15 protein-coding genes are annotated in these 16,674 nt (G+C 45.1%); 9 read left to right on the plus strand and 6 right to left on the minus strand.

Annotated features, from left to right (window positions below; all coding sequences use genetic code 11):
* Positions 1–53: 53 nt before the first annotated feature.
* The 6 genes from bamA to ODOSP_RS10835 all read right to left on the minus strand — a co-directional run bounded on the left by bamA (position 54) and on the right by ODOSP_RS10835 (position 6,145).
* A complete protein-coding gene (gene bamA / locus ODOSP_RS10810) occupies positions 54–2,606 on the minus strand; it encodes an outer membrane protein assembly factor BamA (protein WP_013612345.1) in 2,553 nt (850 codons plus the stop codon).
* Between the two features lie 36 nt (positions 2,607–2,642).
* Positions 2,643–3,431 (minus strand): isoprenyl transferase, encoded by a 789-nt coding sequence (locus ODOSP_RS10815; RefSeq protein ID WP_013612346.1) that lies wholly within the window; start codon positions 3,429–3,431, stop codon positions 2,643–2,645.
* Between the two features lie 91 nt (positions 3,432–3,522).
* Positions 3,523–3,753, minus strand: coding sequence for a hypothetical protein (locus ODOSP_RS10820; RefSeq protein ID WP_147348187.1), 231 nt, complete (start codon positions 3,751–3,753; stop codon positions 3,523–3,525).
* Positions 3,741–4,058 (minus strand): hypothetical protein, encoded by a 318-nt coding sequence (locus ODOSP_RS10825; RefSeq protein WP_147347691.1) that lies wholly within the window; start codon positions 4,056–4,058, stop codon positions 3,741–3,743. Before ODOSP_RS10825 ends, ODOSP_RS10820 begins: the two co-directional genes overlap by 13 nt.
* 147 nt (positions 4,059–4,205) lie before the next feature.
* The gene (locus ODOSP_RS10830; protein ID WP_228026159.1) at positions 4,206–5,117 is read right to left on the minus strand and encodes an NAD kinase; all 912 of its coding nucleotides are present in this window, start codon (positions 5,115–5,117) and stop codon (positions 4,206–4,208) included.
* A gap of 362 nt (positions 5,118–5,479) precedes the next feature.
* The gene (locus ODOSP_RS10835; protein WP_013612348.1) at positions 5,480–6,145 is read right to left on the minus strand and encodes a CBS domain-containing protein; all 666 of its coding nucleotides are present in this window, start codon (positions 6,143–6,145) and stop codon (positions 5,480–5,482) included.
* A gap of 354 nt (positions 6,146–6,499) precedes the next feature.
* Here ODOSP_RS10835 and ODOSP_RS10840 point away from each other — a divergent pair, with 354 nt between their 5' ends.
* The 9 genes from ODOSP_RS10840 to ODOSP_RS10880 all read left to right on the plus strand — a co-directional run bounded on the left by ODOSP_RS10840 (position 6,500) and on the right by ODOSP_RS10880 (position 16,663).
* Complete coding sequence (locus tag ODOSP_RS10840; protein ID WP_013612349.1) at positions 6,500–6,754, plus strand: hypothetical protein; 255 nt, start codon at positions 6,500–6,502, stop codon at positions 6,752–6,754.
* A gap of 37 nt (positions 6,755–6,791) precedes the next feature.
* Positions 6,792–8,348 (plus strand): DUF4301 family protein, encoded by a 1,557-nt coding sequence (locus ODOSP_RS10845; RefSeq protein WP_013612350.1) that lies wholly within the window; start codon positions 6,792–6,794, stop codon positions 8,346–8,348.
* A 52-nt stretch (positions 8,349–8,400) separates the two neighbouring features.
* Entirely contained in the window at positions 8,401–9,339 is a 939-nt protein-coding gene (locus tag ODOSP_RS10850; RefSeq protein ID WP_013612351.1) for a polyprenyl-phosphate transporter, read from the plus strand.
* Between the two features lie 2 nt (positions 9,340–9,341).
* Positions 9,342–10,085: a shikimate dehydrogenase family protein gene (locus tag ODOSP_RS10855; RefSeq protein WP_013612352.1), complete on the plus strand. Its 744-nt coding sequence runs from the start codon at positions 9,342–9,344 to the stop codon at positions 10,083–10,085.
* A 312-nt stretch (positions 10,086–10,397) separates the two neighbouring features.
* Entirely contained in the window at positions 10,398–11,984 is a 1,587-nt protein-coding gene (locus tag ODOSP_RS10860; protein ID WP_013612353.1) for a thiamine pyrophosphate-dependent enzyme, read from the plus strand.
* A 51-nt stretch (positions 11,985–12,035) separates the two neighbouring features.
* A complete protein-coding gene (locus tag ODOSP_RS10865) occupies positions 12,036–12,620 on the plus strand; it encodes an indolepyruvate oxidoreductase subunit beta (RefSeq protein WP_013612354.1) in 585 nt (194 codons plus the stop codon).
* A 344-nt stretch (positions 12,621–12,964) separates the two neighbouring features.
* Positions 12,965–13,837 carry an electron transfer flavoprotein subunit beta/FixA family protein gene (locus ODOSP_RS10870; RefSeq protein WP_013612355.1) on the plus strand — a complete coding sequence of 291 codons (873 nt, stop codon included), beginning with the start codon at positions 12,965–12,967 and terminating at the stop codon, positions 13,835–13,837.
* A gap of 77 nt (positions 13,838–13,914) precedes the next feature.
* Positions 13,915–14,934: an electron transfer flavoprotein subunit alpha/FixB family protein gene (locus ODOSP_RS10875; protein WP_013612356.1), complete on the plus strand. Its 1,020-nt coding sequence runs from the start codon at positions 13,915–13,917 to the stop codon at positions 14,932–14,934.
* A 19-nt stretch (positions 14,935–14,953) separates the two neighbouring features.
* A complete protein-coding gene (locus ODOSP_RS10880) occupies positions 14,954–16,663 on the plus strand; it encodes an acyl-CoA dehydrogenase family protein (protein ID WP_013612357.1) in 1,710 nt (569 codons plus the stop codon).
* Positions 16,664–16,674 lie beyond the last annotated feature (11 nt).

Genomic DNA, 16,674 nt, shown 5'->3' on the forward strand with positions numbered 1-16,674 from the left:
TCCGTTTTTCAATTTAAAATGTCCTATCATAAATCGTAAACCGCAAATCCATTTTAGAATTCCTGTCCTAATACGAAGTGGATCTGTGAACCGGCAGCTCCCGGACGTCCCGGTACAGAGTCGAATCCATACCCCCAGTCGATACCTAACAACCCGAACATCGGCAGGAATACACGCAGACCGACACCGGCAGACCGATACAGGTTGAACGGTTCGAAATCTTTCAGTTCATACCATGAGTTACCGGCTTCCATAAACGCCAGCGCATAGATCGTCGCCGACTGTGCCAGCGAAATCGGATAACGCAACTCCATGGTCAGCTTGGAATACAAGCTGGCATCGGAAGCATTCGGAGCGATAAAGCTAGAGCCTGCATTTGTCAGAGAACCGTTTTCATATCCTCTCAAACCGATATATTCACGTCCGTAAAGGCTATATCCCGACATACCGTCACCCCCCATTTCGAATCCTTCGAACGGCGAACGCTTGTTTTTGTCGAAGTGACCGAGGTAACCGTACTGTACCCCTGTATACAACACAAATTTTTTATTTTTATCCAGAGGCATAAATACTTTTCCCTGAAATTTCCATTTGTGGAACTCGATCCAACGGTATTTATCTTTATCTTTAATATTCGGACTGGCATAATTCTTATCGGTAAACCAGGAATAAGGCGGCGTAAACGTCAATCCGAGGGTAAAGTCAGAACCTTCACGGGTATACAACGGATTATCGATAGAGCTTCTTCTCAATTGTACTGCAAAAGACAGGTTGTTCGAATTTCCTTCGGAAAAAATATAATAAGGCCAGTTTTTCAAGGTATACCGCTGATAGGAAGCCTCGGTATATAAGGTAAAGAAATCATCCGGCCAGGTAATCCGTCGTCCCAATCCGGCACTCAACCCGAAAGTGGTCATCAACTGATCGGTATCATACATGTCTTTGGCACTATTTCCGGCATAATAGGAGTTATAATAACTACGGCTATAACCGGTCTGACGGGAATAATAAGCCGACACACTCAATGAATTCGGTTTTTTACCTCCCAGCCAGGGCTCCCGGAAAGAAACACTGAAAGAGGTATAATATTTTCCATTGGTCTGTGCTTTCAAACTCAAAGTCTGGCCATCACCCTGAGGCAAAGGACGATATGACTCCCAATTAAAAATATTCCTCATAGAGAAATTGGTGAAAGTCAATCCGACAGAACCGATAATCATACCGGCCCCCCAACCTCCGGAGATCTCGATCTTATCATTTGCTTTTTCCTCTACTTTGTATTCCAGGTCTACCGTTCCGGCTTCCTGGTTCGGTAGTGGAGTCGGATTGATTTTTTCGGGATCGAAATGTCCCAGATTAGCCAATTCCCGTACACTCCGGATAACATCTTCCCGGCTGAACAATTCTCCCGGATAAGTATACAATTCACGCCGGATTACATGCTCGTGAGTACGATCGTTTCCTTTGATAATTACCCGATCGATCGTCGCCTGTGGTCCTTCCACCATACGAATCTCGACATTGATCGAATCGTTCCCCACAACAGTCTCTACCGGCATCGCCCGGAAAAACAGGTAACCGTTGTTCAGGTAGAAGTAATTGGCTACAGCATCTTCATCCGAATTCAAACGCTTATCGAAATAACTCTTATTATAGACATCACCTTTCTTAATATTCAACAATCGGGATAATTTATCGGCATCGACCACCGTATTTCCGACCCATGTAATATCATTATAATAATACTTGTTTCCTTCTTCGACGTCGATATAGATTTTCACCCGTTTCGGACTTTCCTGTACAACGCTGTCGGCGATAATAGCGGCATCCCGGTAACCGAGTTCGTTATATTTATCGAGCAGGTTATATTTATCGTCTTCATAACTCTCCTGAATATATTTTGCCGATTTAAAGAAATTCCTCAACGACTTTTCTTTGGTTTTCTTCATCGCTCCCTTCAGCTTGCTGTCACGCACTTTTTCGTTTCCGGTGATAAACACATCGCTGATCTTGATTTTATTCTTCCGTTCGACTGTCGCATCCAAATACACAAAATTCGGTCTTTCAGGGTCATCCCGCTGTAAAACCTTCACAGAGATATTGTAGTATCCTTTTTCTTTAAAATATTTTTCGATGATGCGCTGTACACCGGCGATCATATTATCGGTTACCTGGCTTCCGGGCAATTGATTGATCTTCTCTTTAATTTTACTTTCTTCCGATTTTTTGAGTCCGATATAGTTAATCGCCGACAAACGGTGACGTTCTGCCAGATTAATAATCAGGAATACTTTCTGTCCTTCTACCCGGTCGACAGAGATCGTCACATCGGAAAACAATCCCTGGCCATACAAACGGCGTATCGCTTTCGTTATCGCATCCCCCGGTATTTTCACCTCGGATCCCACCCGGAGACCGGTAGCCAGAATCAATGTTTCAGGATCGTACTGCTCACCAATACCGGTGACCTCGATACCGGCAATTTCGTATGTTTTAGGGCTCGAATAATAAATATCAGGCTGGAATAAAGTATCAGCCGACTGCGCCATAACACGACAAAAGCAGAAAAAAATTATTGAAAGACAAAGAATTACTTTTCTAACCATATATATTCTTTTAGCTATCTAAGACAGCGTTACCAGTTACTTTTCAGTTACGTTTATCCCCTCTCCCTTTTCACCCTTCACTTTTATCTGTTCTCCGGTCATTCCAAAACGTCTCTCCCGTTGCTGAAAATTACGGATTGCCAAATATAAATCATCTTTTTCAAAATCAGGCCAAAATTTGTCGATAAAATAAAACTCCGTATAGGCACATTGCCATAACAGGAAATTACTCAACCGGCATTCTCCGCTTGTACGAATCAATAAATCAGGATCAGGAATCCCCGCGGTAGTCAGATAACGGGCAAACAATTCGTCCGTAACCTCCTCCGTATCCGTCACTTTTCCGGCCTTATAATCGGCCATCAACCTCCGGGCAGCTTCGACAATTTCCCAACGGGCTCCATAACTTAAAGCCAGCACCAAGGTCACTCCTGTATTTGCAGCCGTCCTGTGAATCAGCCCTTCCAACTTATGCCATACCTCTTCCGGCAAATCACCGGTATTCCCGATCACTTTCACCCGCACTTTCTGCCGCATCAATTCGGACGTTTCGCGGATAATCGCATCGGTCATCAACCCCATCAGCGCATCAACTTCGGCCCTAGGACGATTCCAGTTTTCTATAGAAAAGGTATATAAAGTAAGGTATTTCAAACCGATTTCCCCACTAGCTTCTACAACCGACTTCACCGTATCCACCCCCTGTTTGTGTCCATATACCCGGTCTAAGCCTCTTTGTTCCGCCCAGCGTCCGTTGCCGTCCATGATAATCGCGATATGTTCCGGCAAGCCCGCTGCTATAATTTCTTCTTTAATATCTTGCATTATTATTCTGTTTTTCACTCAAAAGTGACATTCTGGGTTCAATGGAAAACGATAAGATACCGTAATTCCTCCCGCAAAAAAACAATCTTTATTACAAAATCAGTCTCTTCCGTCCCCCCCGGAGATCGTACACCTGATCTATTTTATCGGTAAACAATTTCCGGGTACTCCATTCGCCCCCACATGACCATTGTCGGTAAAGATTAAACTTTACTCCGATGCCCCAAGGGATAGAAACACTACTCTCATCGCCGGCTCCGAGATATCCCACTCCGGTAAAAAGATACGGAGACCAGCAGGAGAATTCTTTCACTTTCTGCACCCAAAACTGCGGAAATCAAATTCGATCCATGCAGCAACATCCTTCACCGTACAATGAAATCCAGCCGGATATACCGTCTCCCCGTTGGACAGCAAGGATCTCTCCCGGATATCTATTTTCGAAAAACCTGCATTCAGCCGTAAAGCAAAACGATCGTTCAGATTATAACGGCAAAAACCTCCGAGATAACGCTGACTCCGATCAAAGTGCCGATTGGGATTATATTCGCCCATATAATACCCCATTCCTCCTAAAATTCCTAACTCTCCCTCAGGTTGACAAAAACCGTCCAAAGATAACAACAAAAGAGGGAAAAATAAGCTTATAAAGGTAAAAAATCGGGTAACAAATGCAAAGAAACAATAACATAGCTGGAATCGTTTCGGCAACTCCCTCTGTTCTATCCTATCGTATAGCACCTTTTTACCCACTTCCATTTCCGATTTTTCACTCTAGTCTTTCATTCCGTTGCGTCTGTCTTCCCCCCACATCAGCTTATTCCTCAAGGTATCGTAATAATTATGCCGGGGTAGTTTCACCACATTGATTTTTTGGCTTCCGGTACAAATTTTCAATTCCTGTCCGTCCGTCATCTTCCGGATCCGGGAGTCCATGCACAACACATATTCGCCGGAACGCCCTTCCACTTTCAGCCTCACTTCAGCCGTATTCGGTACCACCAACGGACGAATCGTCAAATTATGCGGACAGATCGGAGTCAGAATAATATTCCGGCATTCGGGACTCACAATCGGTCCTCCACCACTCAGGGAATAAGCCGTAGACCCCGTCGGAGTAGCCACCACCAATCCGTCGGCCCAATAGGTCGTAAGATAATTCTCTCCGATATAGGCATGTATCTTCAATAAAGAAGAAGTAGCAGCTTTCAAAACTCCCACTTCATTCAGGGCATAATCGAAATCCGCTATCCGTTGTCCTTCCACTTCAAGCTGCAACATATCCCGCTGTTCCACCTCATACTTCCCGGCAGCGATAAAATCGACAGCATCTTCTATCTCCTCCACGGGTACATTCGCTAAAAACCCCAAATGTCCACTATTTACCCCCAATACAGGTACCCCACTATCTTTCACATAAATCACCGAATCCAGAAAAGTACCGTCCCCACCGACGCTCAGCAGCAATTCAACCTCCTCTTTTATCAAGGTACATCTGCCGAAACAATTCAAAAATTTCGGTTCGTAACCGTAGTTTCCACTCAACAGCGCAGCGAATTTTTCTTCACACACCATCCCCACTCCTTTCCTCTCCAGTCCTTCGACCAGACGTTTCAGGTAAGGAAAAAATTCCGGTTCTATACTTCTGCCATAAATCGCTACGGTCATAAATCGATCCTCCTTCATTCAACAGACAAAGATAGAAAAAAGTTGCTGAGTTACTAAGTTGCTGAGTTACTAAGTTGCTGAGTTACTAAGTTGCTGAGTTACTAAGTTGCTGAGTTGCTGAGTTACTAAGTTGCTGAGTTGCTGAGTTACTAAGTTGCTGAGTTGCTGAGTTACTAAGTTGCTGAGTTGCTGAGTTACTAAGTTGCTGAGTTGCTGAGTTACTAAGTTGCTGAGTTGCTGAGTTGCTAACTTTTTAAACTCAGTAACTCTATAACTCAGTAACTCTATAACTCAGCAACTCTATAACTCAGCAACTCTATAACTCAGCAACTCTATAACTCAGCAACTCTATAACTCAGCAACTCTATAACTCAGCAACTCTATAACTCTAAATACTTCATCAATAATCCATAGCGTTCCCTCAGACTATCCTGTTCTTCCTCGCCTGTGACAAAACTATTCTTAACGGTATATCCGTACCGGATAAAAGTATCCAGGATCGGATCTACATTCAGTGTATTTATCTTCAAGGTAATCTGCAGTTGCTGGGAATCGCGGTTTCCCGACACGTAACAACTCAATACCCGGGCTTCGTTATATTCTACAATCTGTGCAACTTCGGCCAATGAATAATCGATCCGGTTGACTTCGAGCACCAGAATACCTCCCGGCTGGTCTACACATAGCAAAGTGTCCAAATGCCGGAGGATATCGGTCAAAGTAATCGAACCGACAAAATTATTTTTCCGGTCGAGTACGGGTACCACCGACAACAAACTTCCGGCCGCCAGACAGATAACATCATAAATATGATAATTTTCATAAACAAAGGTACCTTCCACCGGAATCTGCAACACATCCAGCCGATCGTTCAGGTCGCCGTGGGCATAGATCATCTCATCATCTACAAGCCCCAGATACATTTTTCCCTGCTCCATAGGCAGATGGGACACCCGGAAAAGTTCCATCCAGTTGAGCGCCTGCAAGCAGGTATCTTCGGGTTTGAGCACCGGCACAACATTCGATATCAATTCTGATGCAATCATAGTTTATTTACAACGATGTGACAACAGACAAAGTTACAAATGTTTTTAAGCTGTCAAAAATTCAGGATCTTTTTCAGTTCTTCCGTATTTTTTTAAGAACGACATAGACATCCACATCGGTTATTCCTTCGAACTCAGCAGGGTCGAACACCTCGTCGGCCGACATCAGTACTATGGTATATCCCACTGCCCGGCCGAACTTTCCTGTGTTCGGGTTTTATCCCCAAAATATGACAAACAACGAACTAATTTCAGAATAAAATGGCATCGTATCGATTTTTATCGGCCGATTATAAAAAAAATTACATTTATCGCATATCTTTGTGACTGATAATTTTAAACGAATAAAATGACATGTTACCCAAATTTCTTATTGCGGACAACTCACAGGAAGCACTTGATTTAGTCTACGTTGTTCATACCGAAAAACCACGTTGTATCATTCAATGTGATCTGGACGGATTTTACAGTAATCAAAAAATTTACTGGATCGACGAAGAACCACTGTCTCAAGATGATATCGATTCCCTGATGGAAGAAGCTGAGGATTTCTATGAAACCGAACTGGACAATCAGGAAGAGGTATATGACGAAGAGGAAGATAATTAATCCGACTTACAACTTTGTAAGCTTTAATCACTAAATTATGGACTACACGAAAGAAGATCTGAAAGTTTTCAAACACAGAGATATTAAACCGGAACAGATAGACCGGCAATTAGCCAATTTCGAAAAAGGATTCGACTATGTCGATTTGTCCGAACCAGCCACCATCGGTAATGGAATTATCCGGATCGAGGCTGAAGATGAAGAACGTTTGAACGCAAATTTCGATAAAGCACGTCAGGAATGTGAACTGCTGAAAATGGTCCCGGCTTCCGGATCGGCCACCCGGATGTTCAAAGATCTGTTTACTTTTATGGATACCTATACAGGTACAGAAGAAGAATTCCTGGAATTCGTGCAGGATAAAGGGGCGGGTACAATGCACGATTTCTTTTTGAAACTGGACGAACTTCCTTTCTATAACCGTTTGTCTGCCGCTCTGTGGAATGATGGAAAAGACATCGACAAGATGATCGCCAAACGGCAATTTAACGAAATCCTTAGTTATATCCTTACCGACAAAGGCCTGAACTATGGGAATACCCCCAAAGGATTGGTCGATTTTCATATTTACCGGGATTTTGTCAGAACGGCTTTCGACGAACATATCGTTGAAGGAGGAATGTATTGCAACAATGGAAAAATAGCCCGCTTGCATTTCACCGTTTCGGAAGAGTATATAAATCTCTTTAAAGAACGGTTGAAGAAGGTGACCAAAGTATTTGAGAAGATGTTCAACATCAAATACGAAGTGACCTTTTCGATTCAGAAACCTTCCACCGATACGGTCAGCCTCACCGACAAGGGCGAGTTACTGAGAGACAGCGAAGGGAAGCTGGTATTCCGTCCCGGAGGACACGGTGCCCTGATCTATAACCTGAATGAATTGAAAGCCGATATTATTTTCATCAAAAATATCGATAATGTCATCCCCGACCGGGCCAAGGGAGATACAATCAAATATAAAAAACTGCTGGCCGGAACACTGGTGGAATTGCAAGAAAAGATTTTCAGTTACCTGAGTATGCTGGATAAAAAACCGACAGAAGAACAACTCCGGGAGATTGAAGCCTTTATGGGACAAATCGGTTATAAAGAAGCGGAAGGCAAAACTTATAAAAACCAAAAAGAGCGCATTAAACATCTGCATCAATTGCTGGATCGTCCGATCCGGGTATGTGGGATGGTAAAAAATGAAGGTGAACCGGGCGGAGGACCGTTCTGGGTGAAAATGAAAGACGGCAGTTCACGCCTGATGATCATCGAATCGGCTCAGATCAATCTGAAAGATAAAGAACAGAAAAAAGTATTCGATCATTCTACTCATTTCAATCCGGTCGATCTGGTATGCGGTGTAAAAAACTATAAAGGCAAGAAGTTCGATCTCGAAAAATTCATTGCCCCCGAACAAGGTTTTATTACCCACAAATCATATAAAGGGAAAGAAATTAAAGTACAGGAACTCCCGGGGCTTTGGAATGGAGCAATGGCGAACTGGATTACGGTATTCGTCGAGGTTCCCCTGACAACTTTCACCCCGGTGAAGACTGTTTTTGATCTATTCCGTTTTGAGCATAGAAACGTATTGAAAAAATAAATCCCACTTGGGATTTATTTTTTTATAAAATTCGAAAAGTGAACAGAAAAATATGGGAAAACAAAAGAATTATTTATTGTTGGTACTGAAAGGCTGTGCCATGGGTGCAGCAGATGTGGTTCCGGGTGTTTCCGGCGGTACGATCGCCTTCATTACGGGGATTTATGAAGAATTGATCGATTCGATCAAAAGTATAGACCTCCAAGCTTTAAAATTGCTGCTCAGCCTGAAGTTTGCAGACTTTTGGAAAAAGATCAACGGGTCATTCCTACTCGGAGTGGCCGGTGGTATCGCCATCTCTATCTTCTCTCTGGCCAAACTCATGACCTGGTTACTGGAACATCATCCCATTTATATCTGGTCGTTTTTCTTCGGTTTGATCGTCGCTTCGTCGGTACTGGTAGCCAAAGAAATCAAACACTGGCATATCGGTACGGTGATCTCACTGATTGCAGGAGGTTGTATCGCCTATGTCATTACCGTGATGTCGCCGGCCGAGACTCCCAATACATGGTGGTTTATCATCTTATCCGGCGCCATAGCTATTTGTGCCATGATTTTACCGGGCATATCCGGGGCATTCATTTTACTACTGATGGGGAAATACTCCTATATCCTCGGAGCTGTCAGCAGCCTGAACATCGGGGTGATGTTGTTATTCATCGTCGGAGCGGTTGCCGGTATCATCAGTTTTTCCCATCTGTTATCCTGGCTTTTAAAAAAATATCATACAGCGACAGTCGCTACCCTAACGGGATTCATGGTAGGGTCTCTGAATAAAGTATGGCCCTGGAAAGAAACTCTGGAAACCTATACCGACTCACACGGAGTGGTAAGACCTTTGGTGGAAGCGAATGTATCTCCGCATTATTTTCAGGAACTGACGCAATCCGATCCGCTTTTAGTGGAAGCGATCGTGATGTGTATCGTGGGTTTTGTGCTTATTTATGGCATAGAGTTCATCGGAAAGAAAATGCAAAAGCAACAGTAATCATGCAAATATACGGAATCATCGGATACCCTTTGGGGCATTCCTGCTCGCCCCGCTATTTTAACGAGAAATTCCAAAAAGAAAATATCGCTGCTGAATATCGGAGCTTCGAAATGCCCGACATCCGGCAGCTTCCAACACTATTACAACAAACGCCCGACCTTTGCGGTTTTAATGTCACGATCCCTCACAAACAAAATATCCTTCCCTTTCTGGACGAGATCAGTGAAGAAGCCCGGGCTATCGGTGCCGTCAATTGCGTCAAGGTGAGCCATCCGAATGGGCACCCCTATCTGGTGGGATATAATACGGATATGTACGGTTTTCGGAAAGCTTTGCTGGAATTTATTCCCGCAGCTATTTCCAAAGCACTGATTCTGGGGAATGGCGGAGCTGCCAAAGCCGTGCGTTACGCCCTGCACTCTCTGAATATGGAAGTATCGACCGTATCCCGTACTCCCCGCCAGGCAGACGAGATCGGCTATGCAGCGTTACCGGATTTAATAACCGGTTATCCGCTGATCGTAAATACAACCCCTCTGGGCACCTGGCCCGATACATCGGAGTTTCCTCCCCTTCCCTACGAGCTCCTCACTGCCGGACATTATCTTTTCGACCTGGTCTATAATCCCGAAACAACCACTTTCATGCAAAAGGGAAGAGCAGCCGGAGCTCATGCCTGCAACGGTTATGCGATGTGGCTGGGACAGGCGGAAAAAAATTGGGAGATATGGAAAAAAAAGTAAAAAGGCTAAAAACCAGAGGGTAAAGGCTAAAAATAAAAAAATACCTGAAAAATACGTTGGAGCTTTCTTTTTTTAAAGAATATTTCTATCTTCGCAAACGTTTTACATGATATGCGTTTAGCGATATGTACCGTCCTTTTGAATATTATTTCGTTTTAGCTTATATCATGGGTACCTTGAAATTCCACTGGGGACTCTGATTCCGGGGCAGTTATTGCCTTCACTTTCGAATTATTCAACATTTTATTTCCGAGACGTCTCCGACGTTTGTGTTATTGTAATATCATATAATCTATAAAATCAGACAAAATTATGCAAAAACAGCTATTATTAGGTGTCGAAGCAATAGCTCAGGGAGCCATTGACAGCGGAATTTCAGGCGTATATGCCTATCCCGGTACTCCTTCGACAGAAATCACCGAATATATTCAGAATTCTAAAGAGGCTATCGCCCGTAATGTACACCGGGCATGGGCAGCCAACGAAAAGACGGCCATGGAATCGGCTTTAGGCATGTCTTACGCCGGCAAAAGAGCCTTGGTATGTATGAAACACGTCGGTATGAATGTGGCAGCCGACTGCTTCATGAATGCAGCTATTACCGGAGCTAACGGTGGACTGGTAGTTACCGCAGCCGACGATCCTTCGATGCATTCCTCGCAAAATGAGCAGGATTCCCGGGTATATGGTAAATTTGCCTTTGTACCGGTACTCGAACCTTCGAACCAGCAAGAAGCTTACGAAATGACCCGTTACGGTTTCGCTCTCTCCGAAACGGTAGGTTCTCCCGTATTGATGCGGATTACCACCCGTCTGGCCCACTCCCGTGCCGGAGTCGAAACGCACGATAGCCTGCCGGAAAATCACTTGCACTTGCCGGAGGATAAACGCCAGTTCGTACTGCTCCCGGCTATCGCCCGTAAACGCTATAAACTCTTACTTGAGAAACAGGCGGATTTTGTAAAAGCATCCGAACAATCTCCCTTCAATCAATATATCGACGGTAGTGATAAATCACTCGGAATCATCGCTTGCGGAATTACCTACAATTATCTGTTGGAAAATTTTGACGGTGGCTGTATCTATCCGGTAGTAAAAGTCAGCCAATATCCGTTACCCCGTAAGATGATCAAACGTCTATTGCGCGAGTGTAAACAGATTCTGGTACTCGAAGAAGGTTATCCCGTTGTAGAAGAAATGCTGAAAGGGTACCCCGGCAAAGACAACATCATGGGACGCCTGGACGGCACCCTGCCCCGGGATGGCGAATTAAATCCGGACTTAGTAGGCAAAGCCCTTTGTTTCAATACCAAAGAAGGAGCCCCTGTACCTGAGATCGTCGCTCCCCGTCCACCTGCACTCTGTACGGGTTGCAGCCATCGCGATGTCTATAAAGCCCTCAACGAAGTCATCGCGACCTATGGCGAAGGACGGGTATTTTCAGATATCGGCTGTTATACTTTAGGTGCACTTCCTCCTTTCCAGTCCATCAACTCTTGTGTCGACATGGGAGCTTCTATCACGATGGCCAAAGGAGCCTGTGACGCCGGATTATTCCCAACGGTAGCGGTTATCGGCGACTCGACTTTCACCCATTCCGGTATGACCGGTTTATTGGATGCCGTCAACGAAAAAACGCCGATCACAGTGATCATCTCCGACAACGAATCGATTTCTATGACCGGAGGTCAGGAATCCTCGGCCCTGGGAAAAATAGAATCGATCTGCCAGGGTATCGGAGTAGAACCCGAACACATCCGGGTATTGCTGCCGGTACCCAAGAACCATGAGGAACTGTGCCGAATTATCCGGGAAGAACTGGAATACAAAGGAGTATCGGTCATCATCCCCCGGAGAGTATGCATCCAGAAAGCAGCCAGGGACAATAAGAAAAAATAGAATAAGTAATAAGCTACAGGCTAAAGGCTAAAAAGTTAAAGGTAAAAAATTATGAAAACAGATATTATATTAGCAGGCGTAGGAGGGCAGGGTATTTTGTCTATCGCAGCGGCTTTGGGCTCGGCTGCACTGACTAACAATCTATATATGAAACAAGCCGAGACTCACGGTATGAGCCAGCGAGGCGGTGATGTACAATCTTTCATGCGTATTTCAGACCGCCCGATCTATTCGGACCTGATCGCCAAAGGACGTGCCGACATCATCTTATCCGTAGAGCCGATGGAAGCTCTTCGTTACCTCCCCTATCTACGGGAAGGCGGATTTGTGGTGACCAACTCCACACCTTTTATCAATATCCCCAACTACCCCGAAGTAGAAAAAGTGATGAGTACACTCAAAAGCCTTCCCCATCAGGTGATTATAGATGCCGATACCATTGCTAAAGAATCTGCCGGTAACGTCAGAGCCAGCAATTTCGTCATGTTGGGAGCAGCTTCTCCCTTCATCGAAATTCCGTTCGAATACCTGGAAGAAGGCATCCGTGCCATCTTCAGCCGCAAAGGCGCTGAAATCGTAGAGATGAACCTCAAAGCCCTACGTGCGGGCCGCGAATTCGCTCAGAATTACAAGTAACGGACGAAACGGTAAAAGCGGCTAAAACGGGAACAACGGCAAAAATGCCTCCTTCCTCCCTGCCGCTTTTACCGTTCCCTTTTTCTTTTCCACCACTTCCACCGTTTCATCCCTTCACTTCCTACTTTTTTCACTTTTTACCTTTTACTTTTCACCTTTTACCTTTATTGTATTATCTTTGCTCACCAAATAGTTACAAGTTTCCGGTACTGCCGGAAGTGATCGGAATCGCTTCAAAGTGTTTGGAAAACCTGTACTAAACGGTGTAATTCAGCAAATATTAATCTTAAAATCCTTTCGACTTTTTCAATCGTTTGAAGGGATGATAACTTAAATAATGTAACATGAAAGGACTGAAAATTGTTGTTCTTGCGAAGCAGGTTCCCGATACCAGAAATGTGGGAAAAGATGCTATGAAAGCGGATGGAACTGTAAACAGAGCAGCCTTACCTGCTATTTTTAACCCTGAAGATTTAAATGCCCTGGAACAGGCATTACGGATAAAAGATAAAATTGAAGGGACTACAGTGCACATTCTGACGATGGGCCCCGGCCGTGCTGCAGAAATCATACGTGAAGCCATGTACAGAGGCGCAGATGGCGGATATTTGTTATCCGACCGTGCTTTTGCCGGTTCCGATACCCTGGCCACTTCTTATGCGTTAGCTTGTGCGCTCCGGAACTTGCAGACCGACCTGCTGATCTGCGGCCGTCAGGCTATCGACGGAGATACGGCTCAAGTGGGGCCTCAGGTAGCTGAAAAACTGGGGCTGCCACAAGTCACTTATGCAGAAGATATTCTGGATATTACAGCCGGCAAGATCACGATCAAACGTCGTCTCGAAAGAGGTATAGAAGTGGTAGAATGTCCGGTACCCTGCGTCGTGACCGTTAACGGTTCTGCTGCCCCCTGCCGCCCCCGTAACGCACGCTATGTGATGAAATATAAATACGCCCGGGCTACCCAGGAAATGCAGGATGCCGATGAAGATTACCTCAACCTGCTCCAGGAACGTCCTTACCTGAAAATTACCGAATGGAGTGTCAACGACATCACTTGCGAAGCCCAGGAACTGGGATTGAGCGGTTCTCCGACGAAAGTGAAAAACATTGAAAGCGTCGTATTTCAGGCCAAAGAAGCCAAAGTACTCGAGCCTAGCGACACAGCCATCGATGAAATGATGAAAGAACTGATCGTTAACCATACCGTGGGGTAAGGTAAAAAGTAAAAGGTAAAAAAGTAAAAAGTAAAAGGCGAAAGGCTATAAGCTTAAGCTATAAAAGCTAAATATTTATGAACAGTGTATTTGTATATTGCGAAATAGAAGAGGGTATTATTGCAGATGTAAGCCTCGAGCTACTGACCAAAGGACGTACCCTTGCCACTGAATTAGGCGTAAAACTCGAAGCTATCGTATTGGGTAGCGACCTCAAAGGAGTTGAAAAACAAGTCTTCCCTTATGGAGTAGACGTACTTTGGCTGGGCGATGACAAACGTCTGGCTCCTTACACCACTCTCCCTCATACCTCCATTTTAGTCAACCTGTTTAAACAGGAAAAACCTCAGATCGCTTTTATGGGAGCTTCCAGTATCGGCCGTGACCTGGGTCCCCGGGTGTCTTCGGCCCTGCACAGCGGTCTGACAGCCGACTGTACCAGTCTGGAAATCGGAGATTATGAAGACAAGAAAAACAATAAAATATATCACAACCTGTTATACCAAATCCGTCCGGCTTTCGGCGGAAACATCGTTGCTACGATCGTAAATCCGGATTGCCGTCCTCAGATGGCTACCGTCCGCGAAGGAGTGATGAAAAAAGAAATCTTCAATGCGAACCACCAGGGAGAAATCAAAATGATCGATGTGAATCAGTTCACCACTCCGGAAGATTTCGTCATCCATGTGATCGAACGTCACATGGAAAAATCCAAAGTGAACCTGAAAGCAGCTCCGATCATTGTTGCCGGAGGCTATGGTGTCGGTTCGAAAGAAAACTTCCAGTTACTGCATGAACTGGCTACCGTTCTAGGCGGAGAAGTCGGAGCTTCGCGTGCTGCCGTCGATGCCGGTTTTTGCGAACACGAGCGTCAGATCGGCCAAACCGGTACCACCGTACGTCCTAAACTGTACATCGCTTGCGGTATTTCAGGCCAGATCCAGCATACTGCAGGAATGGAAGAGTCTGCCATGGTGATTGCGATCAATACCGATAGCAACGCCCCGATCAATAAATTTGCTGATTATGTCATCACCGGCGACCTGAATGTCGTTATCCCGAAGATGATCCAGTATTACAAGAAAAACAGCAAATAAAACTTAAAATCAAAACATTATGGCTAATTTTTATACAGATAATGAAGATATAAAATTCCACCTCGGCCACCCGTTGATGGAAAAGATCGTTGCCCTGAAAGAGCGCAATTACACGGAAGCCCAGCAATATGACAACGCACCGCGCGACTTCGAAGATGCTTTCGACAACTATGATAAAGTATTGGAAATTGTCGGAGAAATTTGCGGGGATGTCGTAGCTGTGAATGCCGAATCGGTAGATGCCGAAGGCCCGCAGGTAGTCGACGGTCATGTAAAATATGCCGCCGGTACCCAACAAAACATCGATGTGATCAATCAAGCCGGCTTGAACGGTATTTCTCTCCCGAGAAAATACAACGGTTTGAATTTCCCGATCACCCCGTTTATCATGGCCGCCGAGATCGTTGCCCGGGCCGATGCCGGATTGCAGAACATCTGGGGATTACAGGATTGTGCCGAAACGATCAACGAATTTGCCAGTGACGAACAAAAAGCCAAATACCTGCCCCGCGTATGTGCCGGCGAGACCTGTGCGATGGACCTGACCGAACCGGATGCCGGTTCCGACTTACAGGCCGTACAGCTGAAGGCAACCTATAACGAAGCCGACGGACAATGGTATCTGAATGGTGTAAAACGTTTCATCACCAACGGGGACGGACATATTTCCTTAGTACTGGCCCGTTCGGAAGCCGGAACGAACGACGGACGCGGACTTTCCATGTTCATCTATGACCGCAACAGCAATGCCGTTACCGTACGTCGTATCGAAAATAAATTAGGGATCAAAGGTTCTCCGACCTGTGAGCTGGTATTCAAAAATGCTCCGGCCGAACTGGTAGGCGAACGTAAAATGGGATTGATCAAATACGTGATGGCACTGATGAACGCAGCCCGTCTGGGTATCGGCGCCCAATCGGTCGGTATTGCCGAAGCCGCTTATCGCGAAGGATTGAAATACGCTCAGGAAAGGAAACAGTTCGGTAAGGCCATTATCGAGTTCCCGGCTATTTACGAAATGCTTTCCAATATGGAAGCCAAGTTACATGGTATCCGTTCCGTTCTTTATGAAACAGCCCGTTTTGTAGATATGTACAAGACCTATTACCATATCTCCAAAGAAAGAGCCCTGGACAAAGACGAACGCAACGAGATGAAGGAATATCAGAAATTAGCCGACATCTATACTCCGCTACAGAAGCTTTTCGCCAGTGAATATGCCAATGAAATCACTTACGATGCCTTGCAGATCCACGGTGGATCAGGATTTATGAAAGACTATCCTATCCAGCGTTACGTGCGGGATGCCCGAATCACCAATATTTACGAAGGTACTTCCCAGTTGCAGGTAGTAGCTGCCATCCGTGGCGTCACCACCGGACAATATGCAAAACATATCCGCGAAGTATACGAGAAAATGGAGATCGCTCCGGAACACGAATACCTGCGCGAAACCCTGAAATGCATGACCGGTAAACTCGAAGCCGCAACAGCCAAAGTAGCTGAAGCCGGCAGTACCGAATATACCGACTTCCATGCCCGCCGTCTGGTGGAAATGGCCGGTTATACCATTATCGGTTACCTGTTGCTGCAGGATGCACAGAAATACGATAAGTATGTGAAGTCTGCCGAAATTTTCATCAATTACGGTAAAGCCAAAGTAGCTGCCCACGATGAAATGATCAACAGCTTCAATCCGGACAAACTGGGAATCTATAAAAAAAATTAAAGCTAGTGATC

The organism is Odoribacter splanchnicus DSM 20712, assembly GCF_000190535.1.
Classification (GTDB): Bacteria; Bacteroidota; Bacteroidia; order Bacteroidales; family Marinifilaceae; genus Odoribacter; species Odoribacter splanchnicus.